Annotated in this window: 20 protein-coding genes; 6 read left to right on the top strand and 14 right to left on the bottom strand. The window is 67.0% G+C overall.

Translation table 11 applies throughout. The features are described 5' to 3' along the window. Positions 1-5: 5 nt before the first annotated feature. The 6 genes from uraD (at position 6) to GBA63_RS15895 (ending at position 5,653) form a co-directional block, all read left to right on the top strand. On the top strand, positions 6-527 hold the full coding sequence (uraD, locus tag GBA63_RS15870; RefSeq protein ID WP_166177601.1) for a 2-oxo-4-hydroxy-4-carboxy-5-ureidoimidazoline decarboxylase: 522 nt from the start codon (positions 6-8) through the stop codon (positions 525-527). Further along, positions 524-1,381: a factor-independent urate hydroxylase gene (gene pucL / locus GBA63_RS15875; RefSeq protein WP_166177603.1), complete on the top strand. Its 858-nt coding sequence runs from the start codon at positions 524-526 to the stop codon at positions 1,379-1,381. The genes uraD and pucL overlap by 4 nt, the downstream gene beginning before the upstream one ends. Continuing rightward, on the top strand, positions 1,378-1,731 hold the full coding sequence (gene uraH, locus GBA63_RS15880) for a hydroxyisourate hydrolase (protein WP_166177605.1): 354 nt from the start codon (positions 1,378-1,380) through the stop codon (positions 1,729-1,731). The genes pucL and uraH overlap by 4 nt, the downstream gene beginning before the upstream one ends. A 66-nt stretch (positions 1,732-1,797) precedes the next feature. Continuing rightward, positions 1,798-2,211 (top strand): DUF3830 family protein, encoded by a 414-nt coding sequence (locus GBA63_RS15885; protein ID WP_166177607.1) that lies wholly within the window; start codon positions 1,798-1,800, stop codon positions 2,209-2,211. A gap of 158 nt (positions 2,212-2,369) precedes the next feature. Continuing rightward, positions 2,370-3,656 (top strand): glycerate kinase type-2 family protein, encoded by a 1,287-nt coding sequence (locus GBA63_RS15890; RefSeq protein ID WP_166177609.1) that lies wholly within the window; start codon positions 2,370-2,372, stop codon positions 3,654-3,656. 323 nt (positions 3,657-3,979) lie between these two features. Next, a complete protein-coding gene (locus GBA63_RS15895) occupies positions 3,980-5,653 on the top strand; it encodes an L-lactate permease (RefSeq protein ID WP_207956833.1) in 1,674 nt (557 codons plus the stop codon). A 64-nt stretch (positions 5,654-5,717) separates the two neighbouring features. Here GBA63_RS15895 and GBA63_RS15900 read toward each other — a convergent pair whose 3' ends face one another. The 14 genes from GBA63_RS15900 to GBA63_RS15965 all read right to left on the bottom strand — a co-directional run bounded on the left by GBA63_RS15900 (position 5,718) and on the right by GBA63_RS15965 (position 17,203). Further along, positions 5,718-6,515, bottom strand: a complete 798-nt coding sequence (locus GBA63_RS15900; protein ID WP_166177613.1) for a potassium channel family protein — start codon at positions 6,513-6,515, stop codon at positions 5,718-5,720. A 270-nt stretch (positions 6,516-6,785) separates the two neighbouring features. Continuing rightward, positions 6,786-7,502: a hypothetical protein gene (locus tag GBA63_RS15905; RefSeq protein ID WP_166180268.1), complete on the bottom strand. Its 717-nt coding sequence runs from the start codon at positions 7,500-7,502 to the stop codon at positions 6,786-6,788. Between the two features lie 34 nt (positions 7,503-7,536). Continuing rightward, positions 7,537-8,094, bottom strand: a complete 558-nt coding sequence (locus GBA63_RS15910) for an HPP family protein (protein WP_228282139.1) — start codon at positions 8,092-8,094, stop codon at positions 7,537-7,539. Next, positions 8,094-8,552 (bottom strand): hypothetical protein, encoded by a 459-nt coding sequence (locus tag GBA63_RS15915; RefSeq protein WP_166177617.1) that lies wholly within the window; start codon positions 8,550-8,552, stop codon positions 8,094-8,096. Before GBA63_RS15915 ends, GBA63_RS15910 begins: the two co-directional genes overlap by 1 nt. A gap of 1 nt (position 8,553) precedes the next feature. Then, a complete protein-coding gene (locus tag GBA63_RS15920; protein WP_166177619.1) occupies positions 8,554-10,971 on the bottom strand; it encodes a molybdopterin oxidoreductase family protein in 2,418 nt (805 codons plus the stop codon). 324 nt (positions 10,972-11,295) lie between these two features. Further along, on the bottom strand, positions 11,296-11,688 hold the full coding sequence (locus GBA63_RS15925) for a PAS domain-containing protein (RefSeq protein ID WP_166177620.1): 393 nt from the start codon (positions 11,686-11,688) through the stop codon (positions 11,296-11,298). A 2-nt stretch (positions 11,689-11,690) separates the two neighbouring features. Then, positions 11,691-12,053 carry a helix-turn-helix transcriptional regulator gene (locus GBA63_RS15930; RefSeq protein ID WP_166177622.1) on the bottom strand — a complete coding sequence of 121 codons (363 nt, stop codon included), beginning with the start codon at positions 12,051-12,053 and terminating at the stop codon, positions 11,691-11,693. After that, complete coding sequence (locus GBA63_RS15935) at positions 12,050-12,223, bottom strand: hypothetical protein (RefSeq protein WP_166177624.1); 174 nt, start codon at positions 12,221-12,223, stop codon at positions 12,050-12,052. The genes GBA63_RS15930 and GBA63_RS15935 overlap by 4 nt, the downstream gene beginning before the upstream one ends. 425 nt (positions 12,224-12,648) lie before the next feature. Further along, positions 12,649-13,839: a zinc-dependent alcohol dehydrogenase gene (locus GBA63_RS15940; protein ID WP_166177626.1), complete on the bottom strand. Its 1,191-nt coding sequence runs from the start codon at positions 13,837-13,839 to the stop codon at positions 12,649-12,651. Positions 13,840-13,961: 122 nt separating this feature from the next. Continuing rightward, on the bottom strand, positions 13,962-14,537 hold the full coding sequence (locus GBA63_RS15945; protein WP_207956835.1) for a type 1 glutamine amidotransferase domain-containing protein: 576 nt from the start codon (positions 14,535-14,537) through the stop codon (positions 13,962-13,964). 316 nt (positions 14,538-14,853) lie between these two features. After that, a complete protein-coding gene (locus GBA63_RS15950) occupies positions 14,854-15,300 on the bottom strand; it encodes a PPOX class F420-dependent oxidoreductase (protein WP_166177630.1) in 447 nt (148 codons plus the stop codon). 147 nt (positions 15,301-15,447) lie between these two features. Next, positions 15,448-16,323 (bottom strand): aldo/keto reductase, encoded by an 876-nt coding sequence (locus GBA63_RS15955; RefSeq protein WP_166177632.1) that lies wholly within the window; start codon positions 16,321-16,323, stop codon positions 15,448-15,450. A gap of 191 nt (positions 16,324-16,514) precedes the next feature. Beyond that, positions 16,515-16,751, bottom strand: coding sequence for a PRC-barrel domain-containing protein (locus GBA63_RS15960; RefSeq protein WP_207956836.1), 237 nt, complete (start codon positions 16,749-16,751; stop codon positions 16,515-16,517). Positions 16,752-16,825: 74 nt separating this feature from the next. After that, positions 16,826-17,203 (bottom strand): hypothetical protein, encoded by a 378-nt coding sequence (locus GBA63_RS15965; RefSeq protein WP_166177636.1) that lies wholly within the window; start codon positions 17,201-17,203, stop codon positions 16,826-16,828. Between the last annotated feature and the right edge of the window lie 79 nt (positions 17,204-17,282).

Below are 17,282 nucleotides of genomic sequence, written 5' to 3' on the forward strand. Positions count from 1 at the left end.
GGAAGATGCCAGGGAAGCTCTCCGTCGGGGAGATCAACCGCATGGACCTGGAAGAGTTCGTCTCCGGGCTCGGGCCCGTCTTCGAACGCTCGCCCTGGGTGGCGGAGGGGGCCTGGGAGAAGCGTCCATTCGAAGACCTCGACGGTCTGCACGGGGCGTTGGTATCCGTGGTCGACGACGCGCCGGAGGATCGGCGCGTCGCCCTGATCCGGGCCCACCCGGATCTCGCCGGGAAGGCCGCGCTCGCCGGCGAGCTGACGAGCGAGTCCGCCAGCGAGCAGGCGTCCGCCAATCTGGACAGGCTCTCGCCCGGGGAGTACGAGAGGTTCCACCGGCTGAACATCGCCTACCGGGAAAAGTTCGACTTCCCCTACGTGGTCTGCGTGCGGGACAACACGAAGGAGACGATCTTCGCCGGCGCGGAGAAGCGCCTGGCGAACACGCGCGAGGAGGAGATCGAAGCCGCGCTGGGTGAGATCTCCAGGATCTCACGCCTCAGGCTGGAAGACCTGGTGGAAAAGCCATGAGCGGGCCAGAAATCGTCCTCGGTCAGAACAACTACGGCAAGTCCGAGATACGCCTCTTCAAGGTGAAGCGGGACACCGACGTCCACGAAGTGTGGGACCTGGACGTCAGGGTCTCGCTCGAAGGGGACTTCGACGCCGCCCACTACGAGGGCGACAACTCCAGGCTCCTCGCGACGGACACGATGCGCAACACGGTCTACGCGCTCGCCAGGGACCACCTCACCGGGAGCATAGAGAAGTTCGGCCGCGCTCTGGTCGACCACTTCCTCGAAGCAGGCCCGACCGTGACGGCTTGCCGCGTCGAGATCACGCAGTTCCGGTGGCGCAGGATCGAGGTAAACGGCCAACCCCACGACCATTCTTTCGTCCGCGAACGCGGCGAGCGAAAGGCGCAAGTGTGGGGCGACATCGGCGGGGAGCGCAGGGTCGAAGCGGGAATCGACGACGTCTACGTCCTCAAGACCACGAACTCGGGCTGGGAGGGCTTCTACCGCGAGCGCTTCACGACCCTGCCGGAAACAAACGACCGCGTTCTCGCCACCGTGGTCACCGCGAAATGGGAGTACGACACCATCGACGCGGACTTCGACCGGGTGTGGAACGGCGTGCTGCGGAGTATCCTCGAGACGCTGACCGACCATTACAGCCCCTCGGTGCAGAACACGCTCTACCGCATGGGGAAGGCGGTATTGGAGGAATTTCCGGAGATAGAGAGGATCTGGTACTCGTTCCCGAACGTCCACCACATCGTCTACGACCTGGACCGCTTCGGGATCGAGAACGACGGTGAGATCCTGCACGCCACCCACGACCCGTACGGCCAGATCGAAGGCTGGGTGGAGCGGCGCGCGTGAGCGGCCTCCTGACGACCCACGTCCTCGACACCGCGAGAGGCATCCCGGCGGCGGACGTGTCCCTGGAACTCTACGCCATGGAAGGCGAGGACCGCAGGCTACTAAAGACGGCAAGAACCAACGCAGACGGCCGGACGAACGGGCCTTTGCTCTCCAGCGAAGAGCTTACGGTCGGGAGCTACGAGCTCGTCTTCGACGTCGGTGGGTACTTCGCCGGTGAGATGGACCTGCCCGACCCGCCGTTCCTGGATCTCATCCCGGTTCGGTTCGGCGTCTCCGACCCAGACGCGCACTACCACGTCCCACTCCTCGTCTCCCCCTGGTCCTACGGCACGTACAGGGGAAGTTGAACCAGAGCAAGCACCGGACTATCGTCCGTTTGATGTGCAGGACACGACCGGAGGAGAGTAAAAACTTTGAGCGACGTAAAGATAACCGCGGGGCCTTACGAGTTTCTGGCGCGGTGGGAGCGGGAGAGGTGTCCGAGGACGGTGGAGGCGTTCGAGAGGTTGTTGCCTTACCGGCAGAAGATCATACACGTGCGTTGGAGCGGGGAGTCGTGTTGGATCCCCCTGGGAGACTACGACCTCGGGGTCCCGTGGGAGGACGCGACGAGCGTGCCGCAGGCGGGGGAGATCCTGTTCTACCCCGGCGGCTACTCGGAGACGGAGATCCTGTTCCCCTATTACGGCACCGTCTTCAGGAGCAAGCTCGGCGAGCTTGCCGCCAACCACCTCATGACGGTCACGCAAGGGCACGAGAACCTGCGCCCTTTGGGCGAACTTTGCCTGTGGGAAGGCGCCCAGGACATCCTCTTCGAGGAGGCGTGAAGTGGAGGCTTCGGGCATCGAGCTTCAGGTTTCAGGAATAGGGGCTGGTCATTAGGAACGGCATTGACTGGTGCGAACCCCTCCACGACTGTGGCCCCGAAGCAGAGACTGTAAGCGGGCTCCCGGCGGCGGCCACCAGCATAGATTAGAGTGGCGGTATGGAGAACGAACTTAGAGAGATCCTGGACGCCGGGCTCGCCGCGGCGGACCCTGGCGACGCCGTTCTGCGCTCGGTGAGCCTGGAAGACGATGCCGTGCTCGCGGGCGGCGAGCGCTTCGAAGCCAGCAGGGTATTCGTCGTGGCGGCCGGCAAGGCGGCCGGGGCGATGGCGCGGGCCGCGGAGGAGCTGTTCGGGGGCCGCATCGAGGCCGGGCTCGTGGTTACCAAGGACGGCCACGACGCCGGGCCGGAGGGTTTCGAGGTCGTCTTCGCCTCCCACCCCGAGCCCGACGAGAGGGGTGTGGAGGCGGCGAGGAAGGTCCAGGAGCTGGCGGAGTCCTTGGAAGAAGGCGACCTGCTCGTCGCCCTGATCTCCGGCGGGGCCTCGGCGCTGCTCGCGGACCCGGCGCCGCCCATCGAGATCGGGGACCTGAAGAAGCTCACGCAGGACCTCCTCAAAAGCGGGGCCGACATAGCGGAGATCAACACCGTCCGCAAGCACGTCTCGGTCCTGAAGGGCGGCGGCCTCGCCCGCCTAGCCGCGCCCGCGAAGACCCTCGCCCTCCTCCTCTCGGACGTCGTCGGAGACGCGCCCTCGTCTATAGCCAGTGGCCCCACCGCACCCGACACCACGACCCTCGATGAGACCCGATCCGTGCTGCGGCGCTACGGCATAGAGCCGCCGCGGAGCATGGCGAAACATCTGGAGCAGGCCGAGGAGACGCCGAAGCCGGGGGATTCCATCTTCGAGGGTGTGACGAACGTCGTGTGCGGCGGCGGCCGGCACGCGGTCGAGGCGGCGGCCGGTAAGGCCCGCGACCTCGGCTACGAACCGCTCGTGCTCTCGACCACCGTGACAGGCGATGCGCGCGCCATCGCCTCGGTCTACGCGGCCGTCGCGCGGGAGGCGCTCGAGAGCGGCAACCCCGCCCCTCCCCCCTGCGCCATCCTCTCCGGCGGCGAGGCGACGGTGGTCGTCCGGGGAGGCGGGACGGGCGGGCCGAACCAGGAGTTCGCCCTCACGCTGGCGATCGAACTAGACGGCGTGGACGGATGGGCGGCCTTCGCGGCCGACACCGACGGCAACGACGGCCCGACCGACGCCGCGGGCGGGATCGTAAGCGGCGGGACGGCCGCGAAGATCCGGGACGCCGGCGTGGACCCCGTCCGGGCGCTGGAAGAGAACGACGCCCGCGCGGCGCTCGAGGCCGGCGGGGCGTTGCTCGTGACGGGCCCGACCGGCACCAACGTAAACGACCTTCGGGTTGCGCTCGTCTCCGGATAGCGCCGGACAGCACCACGGCCGGGGTACCGGGCCGCACCCGCCGGCCGACCTTCCGCGTGTGTCGTTTTGCTATTGGCGCGTTTCGCGCTTGGGACCAGTGTGGTACCCGTGGGGTGTAGAGGTCGAGGACCCGGGCTGCGGGGTGGTCCGCCCGGCGAACCGACGGGGATCTCCTACGCCGAGCACGTGATGGGGCCGCGGTCCACCTTCGTGCTGCGCGGGATTGCGCGGGGACGTCGAAGGTGCCATGCTGCCGGGGTGCCGCGGAAGCCCGGCGGCACGGGAAGTGGCGTTGGGAGAATTCGTCCGGGAGGTATGGGGTCTTGTTCGAGCAGCTTTACGAGCCGGTAGGCAACCTTGCGGTTTCGACCATAATCGCCGCCATACCCATCATCGTGCTGTTCGTGCTTCTGGCTGGCCTGCGGATTGCGGCCCAGTGGGCCGCGCTCATCACCCTGGCGGTCGCGCTCGTCATCGCCGTGTTCGTCTACCAGATGCCATTCGGGTTGGCGATCAACGCTACGCTGCTAGGGATTTGCTTCGGCCTCTTCCCCATCGTCTGGATCGTCATAAACGCCATCTTTATCTACAACGTCATAGTAGACACGGGCCTCTTCAACACGATTCGGGACTCGCTGGCGGGCGTGAGCAACGACCGGCGCATACAGGTGGTCCTTATAGCCTTCGTCTTCGGGGCGCTATTGGAGGCGACGGCCGGTTTCGGGACGCCCGTGGCGATCACGGCCTCCCTCATGGCCGGGCTCGGGTTCGAGGCGCTCTACGCGGCGGCGCTGGCGCTCCTGGCGAACACCGCGCCCGTCGCCTTCGGCGGGTTCGGCATCCCCATAATCACGGGAGCGTCCGTCGCCGGTCTCGACGTCCTGGAGCTCTCGCAGATGGTGGGCCGCCAGACGCCGGTGCTCGCCATCATCATCCCCGGCATGCTCGTAACCGTGATGGCCGGCTTCCGCAGGATGCTGGAGGTCTGGCCGGTCGTCGTGGTAAGCGGGGTGGCCTTCGCGGGCACGCAGTTCGTCGTCTCGAACGTCCTCGGGCCCGAGCTCGCCGACCTGCTGGCGGCCATAGTCACGGTCGTCGCCGTCATAGGGCTGCTCTCGTTCTGGCGCCCCTCTACCGAGTGGCACTTCGAGAACGAGCCGGCCGCTTCTGAGAGGGAGTCCTACGAGACGCCGCCGCTCGGGCGCACGCTCTACGCGTGGTCGCCGTTCATCATCATCGTGGCGCTGTTTTTGATCGTCCAGATCCCACCCATAAAAGCGGCCGTCGGGTCCATCCAGACGTCCATAAACTTTCCGACCGCCGAGGTCAGCGAGACGACCGGGGCACCGACCATCCCCTGGCCAGGGCTCAACGAGCAGATAGAGCAGCAGCCCCCGGTAGTCCCCGAGGCGGCCCCCTACTCCGCCACGTTCTCGACCAACTGGCTGTCCGCGGCGGGCACCATCATCCTCATTGCCGACATCATAGCCCTCGCCTTCTTGAGGGTGAGTCCTGGCAGGGCTTTACGGATCTACGGCCAGTCCCTCAACCAGCTCAAGTGGGCCATACTCACGATAGCCTCGATCCTCGGCCTCGCGTACCTGCTCAACTACTCGGGCATGACCTTCACATTGGGCCTCGCGTTCGCCTCGACGGGCTTCCTGTACGTGTTCTTCGCCTCTTTTATAGGGTGGCTCGGGGTGGCGCTGACCGGCTCTGACACGTCGTCCAACGCGTTGTTCGCGAACCTGCAGAAGGTGACGGCGCAGCAGATCGGGGTGAGCCCCAACCTGACCGTCGGCGCCAACTCCTCGGGTGGTGTGCTCGGGAAGATGATCTCACCCCAGAACCTCGCCGTCGGCACGAGCGCCACGGGCCTTCAGGGCAGGGAGGGAGACCTTCTCCGTCTGGTCCTGAAGTGGTCGATCGGCCTGACCATAGTCATGTCGATCCTGGTCGTCCTGCAGGCGACGGTGCTCAACTTCATGGTCCCGTAGCGGTTCGCCACGCGAACCGCGCTGTCAGCTATCAGCTTTTTTTGCTGATAGCTGACGGCCAGCACTAGCCCTCGCCCGCCCGTTCGAGGATGCGGCGCAGGGTGGCCGTCTCTTCGGCGTCGAGCCGAACGGCCCCGCGCTCGGCGCCCTCGGACGGTTGCCGGGAGTCGACGCCGACCAGGACGGAGGCTATGGAGGCTATAAAGTAGGAGAAGATGCCCACAGCGTAGAGCATGAGCGCGAAGCCGAGGACGCGCCCGCCTGCGGTGACCGGGTAGATCTCGCTCCCCACGGTCGTGACGAGGGCCCCCGACCACCACAGGGCGTCGCCGAAGTCCTCTATGGTGGCAGCCGGCGCCCCGGCCTCGAGCAGGAGGCCGGCCGCCGCGCCGAGCAGGATCACGATAACCGAGACGAGGGCGAGCTGCCCGAGCCTGCGACGCCTCAAGAACGTCAGGGCGCCCCCGGAGCCCCTGCCCCCGAAGACCGCGAGCCTGAAGAGCGGCAGGGCGCGGGCCGCCCTTAGCACGCCCAGCACCTTCAGGAACCTCAAGAACGGGACCAGAAGGACCAAAACGTCGAGCCAGTTGCGCCGCAGGTAGGCGCGCTTGACCGGCGCCAGGGCGAACTTGACCGCGAACTCGACGAGGAACAACCCCCACAGGGACCAGCCGAGGACCGCCAGCCTCCCCCGCCACGGGCCGCCGACCTCTCCGCTCAGCTCGATCACGGCGAGCAGGACCATAAGTACCGAGGCGAGGGCCAGGGGCACGTCCAGGTAGCGGTCCAGCCGCCTCCGCAAATCCTCCCGCAGGCCGGGGTTCTCCCGCAGCCGGCCCGCCTCGACTCTCTTGGCGCCCATCAAGCCCCCTCTTCTCTGGTTCGGAAACTAGAAGCGGTCCACGCAAGGATAAACCCTTCGCGGATCGAGCCGCCGGTCGTGGGCGGGAACCGCAGAGCACGAGGCCTTTGATACCGGGTTGCAGAAGGACCGGGCCGGGAGGTTCGTTAAGCATCGAGGATCGGTCGTCTTGCAAGCCGCCGTAGAAGCCTCCAGGACCTCGAAACCTCCGTAACTCGCAGCCCGTTCGCGATGGGCTCCATCCTTCCGCAAACCGCTGTGGAAGAAGCTTTAGAAAGCCGCCAGTAGGATCGCCGCGTAGAGTCCGGCCCCGAGGACGAAGGCCCAGAACCGGCTCTCGCGCTCCTCGGGCAACTCCTCCTTCAGGACGTTCATCACCACGCCGCCCGCCAGGAAGGCGAACAGGACCGCGATCGCGGCCTCCGAGACCTCGAAGAGGAGCCCCGCGGCCCACCCCGCGAGGACGGCGGCCGCCAGTACCCAGCGTCCGGTCCGGTCGTAGGCGCCCTTGTGGTCCTCGCGCAGCCCGAAATCGTTGACCACGAAATGGACGCCCATCGCGAGAGCGAAGAGGACGAGACTCCAGAGCCCCGGCTGCTCCCGGTGGAGCATCAGGTAGCCGATCAGGAGGTTGTAGAGGGCGAAGGAGGAGACGTGCAGCCAGAACACGCCCGCCCCTGTGGCATCCCCCTTGCCCGCCCGCCGCCTCCTTCCGCGCGACAGCTTCGCGGCCCGTTCGAGCCCGTAGAACGACACGAGCCCCACCATCGCCACGAGGTAGACGTGGTACTCCAGGAAGGAGAAGTTCTCCCCCGCGGCCCGGCGGATGGTCTCCTGTTCCTCGGCGAGATCCGGCAGGAGGTGGACGAAGACGTAGGCCACCGAGACGCCGCCGGCCGCAGAAAGCCAGCCGCTGCGCGGCGAAACCTCCAGGAAGCGCATCCTCCCGGAGAAGAGATGCGCGGCGACGAGGCCGGCCACGAGCATGAGGGAGAGGAGCGGGATCACGCCGGTTCCGCCCTCATTGCTTGACCCCCCATGCCGGTACCGGCACGCCGGCGGCCCGGTTGATGGGCCAGCCGACGGCCGTGAGCACGACGACACCGGCCATGAGCGCCGCCATCTCGGAGGGTGTTTGCAGGAAGCCGAGGCTCACTATGAGCGTGGTGGCACCGGTCGGGGGATGGGAGGCGCTCAGGAGCAGGAGGACCGCCCCGGTAAGGGCCACCGAGAAGGCGCCCGCGCCGATGCGGGCCGGGGTGGCGTCCTCGACCAGGATGCTCGGGTTGTCGAGAAGGCCGAAGAGGCCCAGGGATAGAAAGCCTGCCAGGATCGCCACGGCGTGCCCGATCAGGGCGTTGCGCGGGCTGGAGGTCGCCGCCATCGGCCGCTCGAAAAAGAGCAGCGCGGTCGGGCCCAGGCTCGGGAACAGGAGGGGCTGCTTCGCCAGGTAGGCCGCCAAACCGCTGATCGCGAGCGCCAGACCGCAGGCGAAAAAGGCGTAGATCGCCTCCCCCACCCGGCCCCCGAACCTTTCGACCAGCCGCGCGCGCAGGCCGTGGTGTTCCCCGCCGGGCACTACGGCGCCACGATCAGGGCCTGGGGGGCGGCCTGCTTCATCCTGGTCTCTAGCCATTTGATCTGGGTGGCCGTCTGGCCCTCGCAGGAGTTGACCACCTCCAAAAGCTCCCGGTCCCCGACGCCCTGGGCGGCCTGCCCGATCATGGTCCACGCGATGTCGCAGGCGTTCGCCATCAGGAAGAGGTCGTGGAGGTCCCGGATCAGGCCGATCCCCCCCTCCCTGGTGCCGTCGAAGAACTGGTGGTATAGCCGGTCCGGCTCCGTCGGCCTGTCCTCGCCGTAGCGCTTCACGAAGGGTTCGAGCTTCTCCACGTGGGCCTCGCACTGCGCGGCCAGCGTGTTGCCCGTGTGGAAGATGTCCACCTCCGCGGCGTGGCCCTCGCCGACCTTGCGGAACCCCGCCGCCAGGTTCTGCTCGGACTGGTGCAGGTACCCCAGGTAGTTTGCCAGGTGCACGCTATCTCCCACCCCTCGTCGTCTCGTGAACGCGGCCGTCTCCTGCGGGTTTCGAGGCCGTGTTCGTCGGCGCCGGGGCGGGCGAGCCGTCCGAGTCGGCGACCTTCGTCACCCTCACCGCGCCGGCCTTGAAGAGCGGCTGCTTGGAGACGGGGTCCCACTCGGTTATGGTCAGCTCGTTCGCGGCCCGGGCGTGGCCGTCGGGGGCGTCTCCCCCCTCCTGGTCGAAGTAGCCGTAGTGGAAGGGCGCGAAGACGACGCCGCCCCGGATGTCGCTCACGCGCGCCCTCGCCTCGATCCGGCCGCGCGGGGATTCCACGCGAACGGTGTCCCCCTCGGAGACGCCGAGTTCCCGGGCGTCTTCGGGTGAGACCTCGACCCACGCCTCGGGGGCTGCGTTCTGGAGCTGGGGCGCCCGGGCGGTCTTTGTGCGGGTGTGGAAGTGGAAGATCGTACGCCCCGTGTTGAGCCGGAAGGGGTACTCCCCGCCAGGCTCCTCGTGCGGCGGCGTGTACGCGGCGGCCTTGAGGAAGGCCCTCCCCTCCGGGGCCGTGGCGCGGTGGTCGGCCTCGGAGTTCACGGCGCCCATGAGGAGGTCGTGACCGTAGGTCTCGCAGTCCTCCGTGCGGGTGTTGAAGTCCGCGTCCCCGTAGAGACGCTCGGTGCCGTCGGGGTGCTCCCCGTTGCAGGGCCACTGAATCCCGGAGCCGCCCCTGAGCTTCTCGTAAGTCAGGCCCGTGTAGTCGCAGGGGCGACCTCGCGTGCACTCTTTCCAGGCCTCGAAGGCCTCCTCGGGGTGCTCCCACTTTATGAGGGGGCGCCCGTCCCTGTCGCGGAAGTCCATGCGTTTGGCGTACTCCAGAAAGATGTCGAGGTCGTGCTTCGTCTCTCCGGGCGGCCCGACGGCCGCCTCCGAGAGGTGGACCGTGCGGTCGGTGTTGGTGTAGGTGCCCGTCTTCTCGCCCCAGGTCGCCGCGGGCAGGACCACGTCGGCGAGCTGGGCCGTCTCGGTCAGGAAGATGTCCTGGACGACGACGAAGAGGTCCTCGCTTCCGAGGATGCTTCTGATGCGGCGCAGCTCCGGGAGGGAGACCGCCGGGTTCGTGCAGCTTATCCAGAGGAAGTTTATCGAGCCCTGCTCGGCGTAGCGCCAGATCTGCATCGCGTGCGTCGGCGGGGCCCAGTGCGGGATCTTCATCCCGTCCACGTTCCACAGGTCGGCCAGCTCCTGGACGTGTTCCTTGTTGTCCCAGTTCCTGAACGCGGGCAGGTCCCCGTTGGCCCCCGTCTCGCGGGTGTTCTGGGCGGTGGGCTGGCCGTTGAACTGCAGCACGCCGCAGCCGGGCCTACCCAGCATCCCGCGCAGCAGGTGGATGTTGTTGATCCCGCAGGCCGCGGCCGTCGCCTGGTGGCTCTGGTAGACGCCCTGGAGCGCCGTCGAGAGCAGCCGCCGGGAAGTCCCGAGTATGCGCGCCGCCTCCCGAATCTCCTCTGTTTCGACCCCGCACACCCCCGCCGCCCACTCGGGCGTGCAGCCCGCGACCGTGCTCTTGAGCTCCTCGAAGCCGAAGGTGTGGGCTTCCACGTACTCCCCGTCGTACCAGCCGTTCTTTATGATCTCGTACAGAAAGGCGTTGAGGAGGGCCACGTTGGTGCCGGGTTTGATCGGCAGATGAACGGTGGCCTTCTCGGCGACGGGCGTCGGCCTCGGGTCGACCACTACGAGGTCTGGCGGGTTCGGGCCCTCCAGGCGGTCGAGTACGCGCATCCAGGTGACGGCCTGCGTCTCGGCCATGTTGTGTCCGAAGAGCATGATGGCCTCGGCGTGGTCTATGTCCGCGTAGGAGCCGGGCTGGCCGTCGCTCCCGAAGCTCTCCTTCAGCGCCTGCCCGGCCGTGGCCGTGCACAGCCGCGTGTTGCCGTCCATGTGGGGCGTCCCGAGGCCGGCCTTGCCGATGACGCCCAAAGTGTAGTACTCCTCCAGAAAGAGCTGGCCCGTGGTGTAGAAGCCGAAGGCGAGCGGGCCCTTCTCCTCCAGAAGCCTCTTCGACTCCCCGACGATGCGATCGAAGGCTTCGTCCCAGCTCGCCTCGACGAGCTCGCCGTTCTCGCGAACGAGCGGTCTTTTCAGCCGGTCATCGGAGTTGTTGGCCTGCCAGCCGAAGAGGTCCTTGGGGTCGAGGCGTCCCTTGTTGACGCGGTCCACCGGGCGTCCCCGCACGCCGACGATGCGGCCGTCTTTTACGGCGATGTCCAGGGCGTCGCCGTTGGAGTGGAGGATGGAGGCCGTCTGGACCCAGGCGTCCACGTCCTCCTCGCCCACCCCGTCTTCGAGGAACCGGTCCACCCTCGTCGGCCAGTCTTCGTCCCTTCCGAACGGCGTGCGTTCGCCCCAGGGGTTCGCTATGCGGTCGGTCAAGCCTTGCCTCCTGTGTCGGGATCTCGCGGTTTATCCGTCGCCTTCGTGCCGCGATGCTTCGCGGTTGGGTATACGGTTCCCGTGGGTTCCCGTTTCCGAAACCGGCCAATGATCGGACCGCAGAAGCGCGGATGGGGGCGTCTAAAGCGGTTTGCAAAGAGGTTGGGCCTCTTCGCAGGGCTATCGGCTTTCAGCGGTCGGCTTTCAGCGGTCGGCTTTCAGCAAGGGCAAAAAAGGCTGATAGCCGAGAGCGTAGGCGAAGCCGGAGCGGGCTGACAAGCTGACCGCGCGGATCGCGGTGGCTCAATGCCACCGCGATCCGCTTTAGGATTGCCCGCCCGGGCGGGGCGTTTGCGCGGCGCGGGCGTTGGCCACGACGAGGCCCGTGTCGTCCGGGGCTTCGAGGACGTTCCGAACGGTGAGCTCCACGGTTCTCCATTCGCCCGACCTCTCGCGCAGGCGCGGGTGCGTGGCGAACGAGGCGCCTGGGTCGTCCATTACGTCCGAGATCAGGGCCCGGACGCGGGGAAGGTCGTCTTCGTGGACGAGCCCGAGCACGTCTTTCCAGAACATCTCTTCCGCGGAGTACCCGAGGAATTCGTCGCCCCGGCCGTCAAGCCGGCGCAGGCCACGCGCGGCGAAGACGAAGACGTGGCCGGAGGCAGCAAGGGTTCCGCCGGAGGAACTCTCCAGCAACCCGCCCGCGGTCCCCTCCATCCTCACCCGCACACCCCGCGGGTGGCGGCTCCTTCGTAGGCTTTCAAGAAGGATTCGATCTCCCTCTGGTAAGACCGCATGAAGTCGGCCAAAAACTCGATGTACGCCTTGCCCGGCTCCGTCAGCCCGTACCTCCGGCGCGAGAGCAAGTACCCCAGATGCTCGTGCTCGGAAAAGATTAGCCCTTCCTCCTCCGCCCGCCGCAGGGTCCTGTAGATCTCACCCGGCCGCACGGAGCCGAACCCGAGGTCCGAGACCCTGCCCATCAACTCGTAGCCCCGCAGGTCTTCCCCGCGCATGCAGAGCAGGAGGAAGGGCATGAGCCACTCCCGAACGTCGGCGTCCCGAACGGTCTCTACGGTCACGCCGAAGCCCGTCCGGCGGCCGGGCCTTCTCCGAGGGCGATGCTCGAAAGTGTCATGCCCGTGCTCCTGACCCGGTAAGCGAAGCCGAAAACCAGAACTACCCGCCAGGGGTGATCGTGGTCCGCCACCGGGAATTGCCCCGCCCGAAGTCCCACCGAAACGGCCTCCAACCGTCGATAACGACCTCCTTTATAGCGCCTCGGAACGCCCCCAGATAGACCCGGAGGGACGCCCGTACTCAAAATGGCCCGAAAGGTGTAAGGGTGCCGGGCCTCTGGTGAGGCTGATCCTGCTATTCGGCCGGGATCGGGGTCTCCCGCAGGACTCACAGCGGTTTGCGGAAGGACCGACCCTCGCCAACCACGGGACGCCGAGGCTTTTAGGAGTGCGCCCCGAGGCCGCGGGCGAGCCCCGACCTCCCGCCCCTAAAAACCTGAGAACCCGAGAACCCGGATGCCTGCTCGCGCTAGGCCCGATACCCCCGCAAACCGCCCTCAGACGCCGTGAGAGACTACGGCCTTCATTGGGATCTCCATCCTATAAACGAGGCGCGGGGGAACTACCTTTATCCCCGCGCCTCTCAGCAAGCCTTGCTTTACGGCTGGAGCAGGATCTTGATGGCGCCGTCCTGCTTGTTCTGGAAGGTCTCGTACGCCTGCGGCGCGGCGTCGAGGGGCATCTTGTGGGTGGCGAAGTCCTCGACGCCCAGAGGGTCGGAGGGGTCTACGAGGAGCGGCATGATGGTGTCGGTCCACGCCTTCACGTTGGCCTGGCCCATGCGGATCTGGATCTGCTTGTCGAAGAGCTGCAGCATGTTTATGGGATCGGCAGTCCCGCCGTAGACGCCGCTTATGGAGAGCGTGCCGCCCCGGCGCACGGTCTCGATGCACTGGTTGAGGGCCGTGAGCCGGTCGACCCCGCCCTTCTGCATCGCGGTCTGGGCCGCCGAATCCGGCAGCAGACCCACGAGCGCCTGGGCCATCTTGCCCCCGCCGGACCCGTGCGCCTCCATGCCGACGGCGTCTATGACCGAGTCGGGCCCGCGGCCGTCGGTGATCTCCCGGATCGAGCCCGCTATGTCGTCGTGGTCGCGCAGGTCGAGCACCTCGGCCCCGTACCGCTTCGCCATCTCCAGCCGCTCCGGCACGAGGTCGACGCCTATGACCCTGAACCCCTTGTGCCTGGCGATGCGGGCGCACATCTGTCCGATGGGCCCGAGCCCGAAGATCGCCACGCTGCCACCATCGGGCACACCCGCGTACTCGACGGCCTGCCAGCTCGTGGGCAGGACGTCCGAGAGGTAGACGAAGCGCTCGTCGGACATCCCGGCGCCCTCTTCGGGAACCTTGATGGGGACGAACTGCGCCTGCGGGACGCGCAGAAATTCCGCCTGACCGCCCGGCACCTGCCCGTAGAGCTTGGTGTAGCCGAAGAACTTGGCGCCCGTGCCGTACTCGTGGACCTGCGTGGTCTCGCACTGCGAGTAGAGCCTCTGGTCGCACATGAAGCAGTGGCCGCAAGAGATGTTGAAAGGCAGGACTACCCGGTCGCCGGGGGCTACGTTCGTGATCTCGGGCCCGACCTCCTCGACGATGCCCATGGGCTCGTGGCCGAGGATGTCCCCCTCGTCGATAAAGGGCCCGAGCACGTTGTAGAGGTGCAGGTCAGAGCCGCAGATGTTGGTGGTAGTGATCCTGACTATCGCGTCGTTGGGCTCCTGTATCCTCGGGTCCGGCACGTTGTCCACCCGAACGTCCTGCTTGCCGTGCCAAGTAAGCGCCTTCATCTAGTCAAGCCTCCCTGTTGCCTGTCCGTGCCCCGGCGCACGCGGCGCCGGATGCGTTCATAAAACAAGCTTTCGGCCGCCAACCATAAGCTGACGGCCGAAAGCTGAAAGCCGACCGCTCTCTACGCGCTGCGGGCCTGGTCCGCGTGCTTGCCCTCGCCTATCTCTTCGACGACCTTGGCGCAGAACGCCGGCAAATCGTTGGGGTTGCGGCTCGTGACGAGCCCCTGGTCGGTGACGACCTCCTCGTCCACCCAGTTGCCGCCGGCGTTGCGGATGTCGGTCTGGAGGGTCGGGTAGGAGGTGAGGGTGCGGCCCTTCACCACGTCAGCCTCGACCAGCGTCCAGGGACCGTGGCAGATCACGCCTACCGGCTTGGCCTGCTCGAAGAACCCGCGCACGAACTGGACCACGTTCGCGTCGCCGCGCAGATTGTCCGCGCCCACGGTGCCGCCCGGCACGATCAGGGCGTCGTACTCGTCGGGGGAGACGTCGGTGACGGCCTTGTCGACCGCGAAGGTGTCCCCCATCTCGGTGTCGTTGTTCATGGCCTGGGCCTCGCCCGCCTGAATGCCGACCACCTCGACCGTCGCCCCCTCGGCCTCTACGGCTTCTTTGGGCTGGACGAACTCGACCTGCTCGCTCCCGATGGGCGCTATGAGAATAGCCACCTTGCGTCCCTGCAATTCGTTAGCCACGAACCCTCCTTCTCTTACGCTGCGTGCTTGCTGGGGGATCATCGTCCCCTGCGATTAAGTACCCGCATCCATGCCCACAAAACACGGCCCGTCCCCAAGCTGGTCAGCATTTCAGCTCGTCAGCACTTCGGCTTTTTGCTGACAGGCTGGCAAGCTGGGGCGCAAGCCGGCCTAACCGTAGCTGCCGCTCCGTGTCTCGCCGTCGAAGACCACAGCGTAGTCGTCCCGGCCGTGCCGGTCCTCTGTGGGGTTCGTCAGGCTGTCGCAGGCGCCTGCGGCGTGGCGCTGCTGGGCCGGGTGGGTACGTTTTCCGGGGTCACCAGGAGGAGGAGGCGCCTTCGTCGGCCCCGGGGCCGACCGCGGTCTGCCTGTCTGGGACGATCCAGAGCGTCACCCGCTCGGTCTTTATGTCGTCGGGGTCGTAGTCCTGGCCGTTGTACTTCTGGGAGAGCTGATCTATGTGGGCCCTGGCCTCGGGCCCCGTCACCGACTCCACGACCCGACCCCGCACTTCGGCGTATCGGTAGGGGTCCTCCTCGTCGCGGATCGTGAGCGTTAGCCTCGGGTCGCGCCGAACGTTCTTGTACTTCTGGCGGTGGACCTCGGTGTTGACGAAGAGACGCTCCCCGTCGGTGTGGACCCAGATGATGTGGTTCTGCAGGTTGCCGTCGGGCATGGTGGTGCTGATCGCCGCGTAGTTGGCCCCCCGCGCCAACTCAACCGTCGTCGGGTGCAACTCGGGACCGTCCTGTGTGGCCGCCACTCGATCCTCCTCTCGTTATCCATCCCCCACCGTTACCCGAAAGGAGCCTTTCGAAAAGTCAGCGCAGTGGAGAACGGCCCGAAATATGCGGGCGGGCGACATCCGGACTCCGCACCCGGCCGCCGCCCACATTCCCTGAAGCCTCCCCTATCCCGAGACCTTCGAAAGCTCCGCGTACTCGTCGTCCGTGAGCCCGATGGAGGCCGCGGCGACGTTCTCTTCGAGGTGGCCCACCGAGGAGGTGCCCGGGATCGGGAGCATCACCGGCGAGCGGCGGAGCAACCAGGCGAGCGCGATCTGCCCCGGGGTGGCGTCGTGGTTGGAGGCGATCTCGTCCACGGGGCCACCCGGCCGCGAGAGGGAACCCGAGGCGAGCGGGAACCAGGGAATAAAGGCGATCCCGTCAGCCTCGCACGCTTCGAGCACCGCTTCGGAACCCCGATCCGTGAGGTTGTAGCGGTTCTGCACGGAAGAGATCGGGAGGACCTCCTGCGCCCGCCGCAAGTCGTCGACGCCGATCTCCGACAGCCCGACGTGGCGAACCTTGCCCTCGTCTCTGAGGTCGGACATCGTGCCGAGCGACTCCTCAGCCGGCACGTCTGGATCTACGCGGTGGAGCTGGTAGAGGTCTATCGTCTCCAGCCTGAGCCGCCTGAGGCTGCCCTCGATTGCCTCCCTGATGTGCTCGGGGCGGCCGTTCGGCCTCCAGTCGCCGGGGCCGGGACGCACGAGGCCCGCCTTCGTGGCGATGACCATGTCCTCCGGGTAGGGCGCGAGCGTCTCGCCGATAAGGCGCTCGGAGACGTCGGGGCCGTAGGAGTCTGCGGTGTCTATGAGGTTGATGCCGAGCTCCACACAGCGCCGGAGGACGGCCTTCGCCTCCTCGGGGTCCTCTGGCTCGCCCCAGATGCCTTCGCCCGTGATCCTCATCGCCCCGTAGCCGAGACGGTTCACTTCGAGGTCTCCGCCGAGGGCGAAGGTGCCGGCGTCGGCCGCGTTTTGCGTCGTATCCCGTTCGGTCATGTTAGGCCTCCTGTTTGCTCTCGGTCGGCGCAACGGTGGTCCACCGGGAATCCCGGTTGGGCTCCGGCGCTTGTTCTACTCTCTCGGATCTGGCTCCGGTCCAGGCAAGAGTGGACGGACGCCCCCGCAAGGGCGTCCCTGCTCATCCGCTTACCCGGATGGACCCCTGGCGTAAACGGGCTCCGGACCCCTCAGCGCAGGGTGAGGCTGCGGCGCTCGTGGTCGACGGCGACCTCCAGGACGGGGATCAGGACGAGCCTCTGACCGAAGATGCCCACCCTCACCCTGACGTACTGCGGGTCGCCGTTCCCGTTGCCGAACACTCTGTCTACACGCCCGACCTCCTGTCCGAGGGGGTCGAGTAGCCCGTAGTCCTTGCAGTATTCCAACCCCACGGACCGGTCACCGCCGAGCTTCGTCCCCGCCATCGGCTCCTTCTCCAAAATCACCTCTCAAAAAATCGTACTGTCCTCGGGAATCCCCGGCCGGGTCCTATGGTTCCCTACGAGGCCGCGGCGGCCCGAAACCCGATAGCGCCGTCCCGGTAGGAAGCCAGGAAACGCACGAAACGCGACCGGCTCATGGTCGTGGACGTCGGCGCGGGGCCGGCGTCGAGCTCCTGCAACGGGTCCAGGGCCACGGAATCGAAACCGGACCACCGGCCCAACAGGAGCGTCCGCAGCCGCTCGGCCGGGAGCCGCCGTACCCGTAGCCCGTCCCCGCCGCTGAGGCCCAGGTAGAGGAGCGCCTCCTCTTGGAAGCCGAAGACCGGCAACGTCTCGCCGGTGCCGGCCGCCCCGATGGTCGGCGGCGCAGCCGGATCGTCCCGTTCCTCGCAGACCACCCAGAACTCGTGGACACCCCCGGATCTCGAAACCATCGCTTCCTCCTTCGACGAACCGGGAGACCCTGCGCGCTCCCGGACTCGTATTCTTGTACTTGTCATCCCCGAAACCCTG

This window comes from Rubrobacter tropicus (genome assembly GCF_011492945.1).
In the GTDB taxonomy this organism is placed as follows: Bacteria; Actinomycetota; Rubrobacteria; order Rubrobacterales; family Rubrobacteraceae; genus Rubrobacter_D; species Rubrobacter_D tropicus.

Coding starts and splice junctions, on each gene's coding strand:
- GBA63_RS15965 (WP_166177636.1), bottom strand. CDS start 17,203: ATGGTTTCGAGATCCGGGGGTGTCCACGAGTTCTGGGTGGTCTGCGAG.
- GBA63_RS15900 (WP_166177613.1), bottom strand. CDS start 6,515: ATGGGCGCCAAGAGAGTCGAGGCGGGCCGGCTGCGGGAGAACCCCGGC.
- pucL (WP_166177603.1), top strand. CDS start 524: ATGAGCGGGCCAGAAATCGTCCTCGGTCAGAACAACTACGGCAAGTCC.
- GBA63_RS15925 (WP_166177620.1), bottom strand. CDS start 11,688: ATGGAGGGGACCGCGGGCGGGTTGCTGGAGAGTTCCTCCGGCGGAACC.
- GBA63_RS15905 (WP_166180268.1), bottom strand. CDS start 7,502: ATGCTCGTGGCCGGCCTCGTCGCCGCGCATCTCTTCTCCGGGAGGATG.
- GBA63_RS15890 (WP_166177609.1), top strand. CDS start 2,370: ATGGAGAACGAACTTAGAGAGATCCTGGACGCCGGGCTCGCCGCGGCG.
- uraD (WP_166177601.1), top strand. CDS start 6: ATGCCAGGGAAGCTCTCCGTCGGGGAGATCAACCGCATGGACCTGGAA.
- GBA63_RS15940 (WP_166177626.1), bottom strand. CDS start 13,839: ATGAAGGCGCTTACTTGGCACGGCAAGCAGGACGTTCGGGTGGACAAC.
- GBA63_RS15955 (WP_166177632.1), bottom strand. CDS start 16,323: ATGACCGAACGGGATACGACGCAAAACGCGGCCGACGCCGGCACCTTC.
- GBA63_RS15960 (WP_207956836.1), bottom strand. CDS start 16,751: ATGGCGGGGACGAAGCTCGGCGGTGACCGGTCCGTGGGGTTGGAATAC.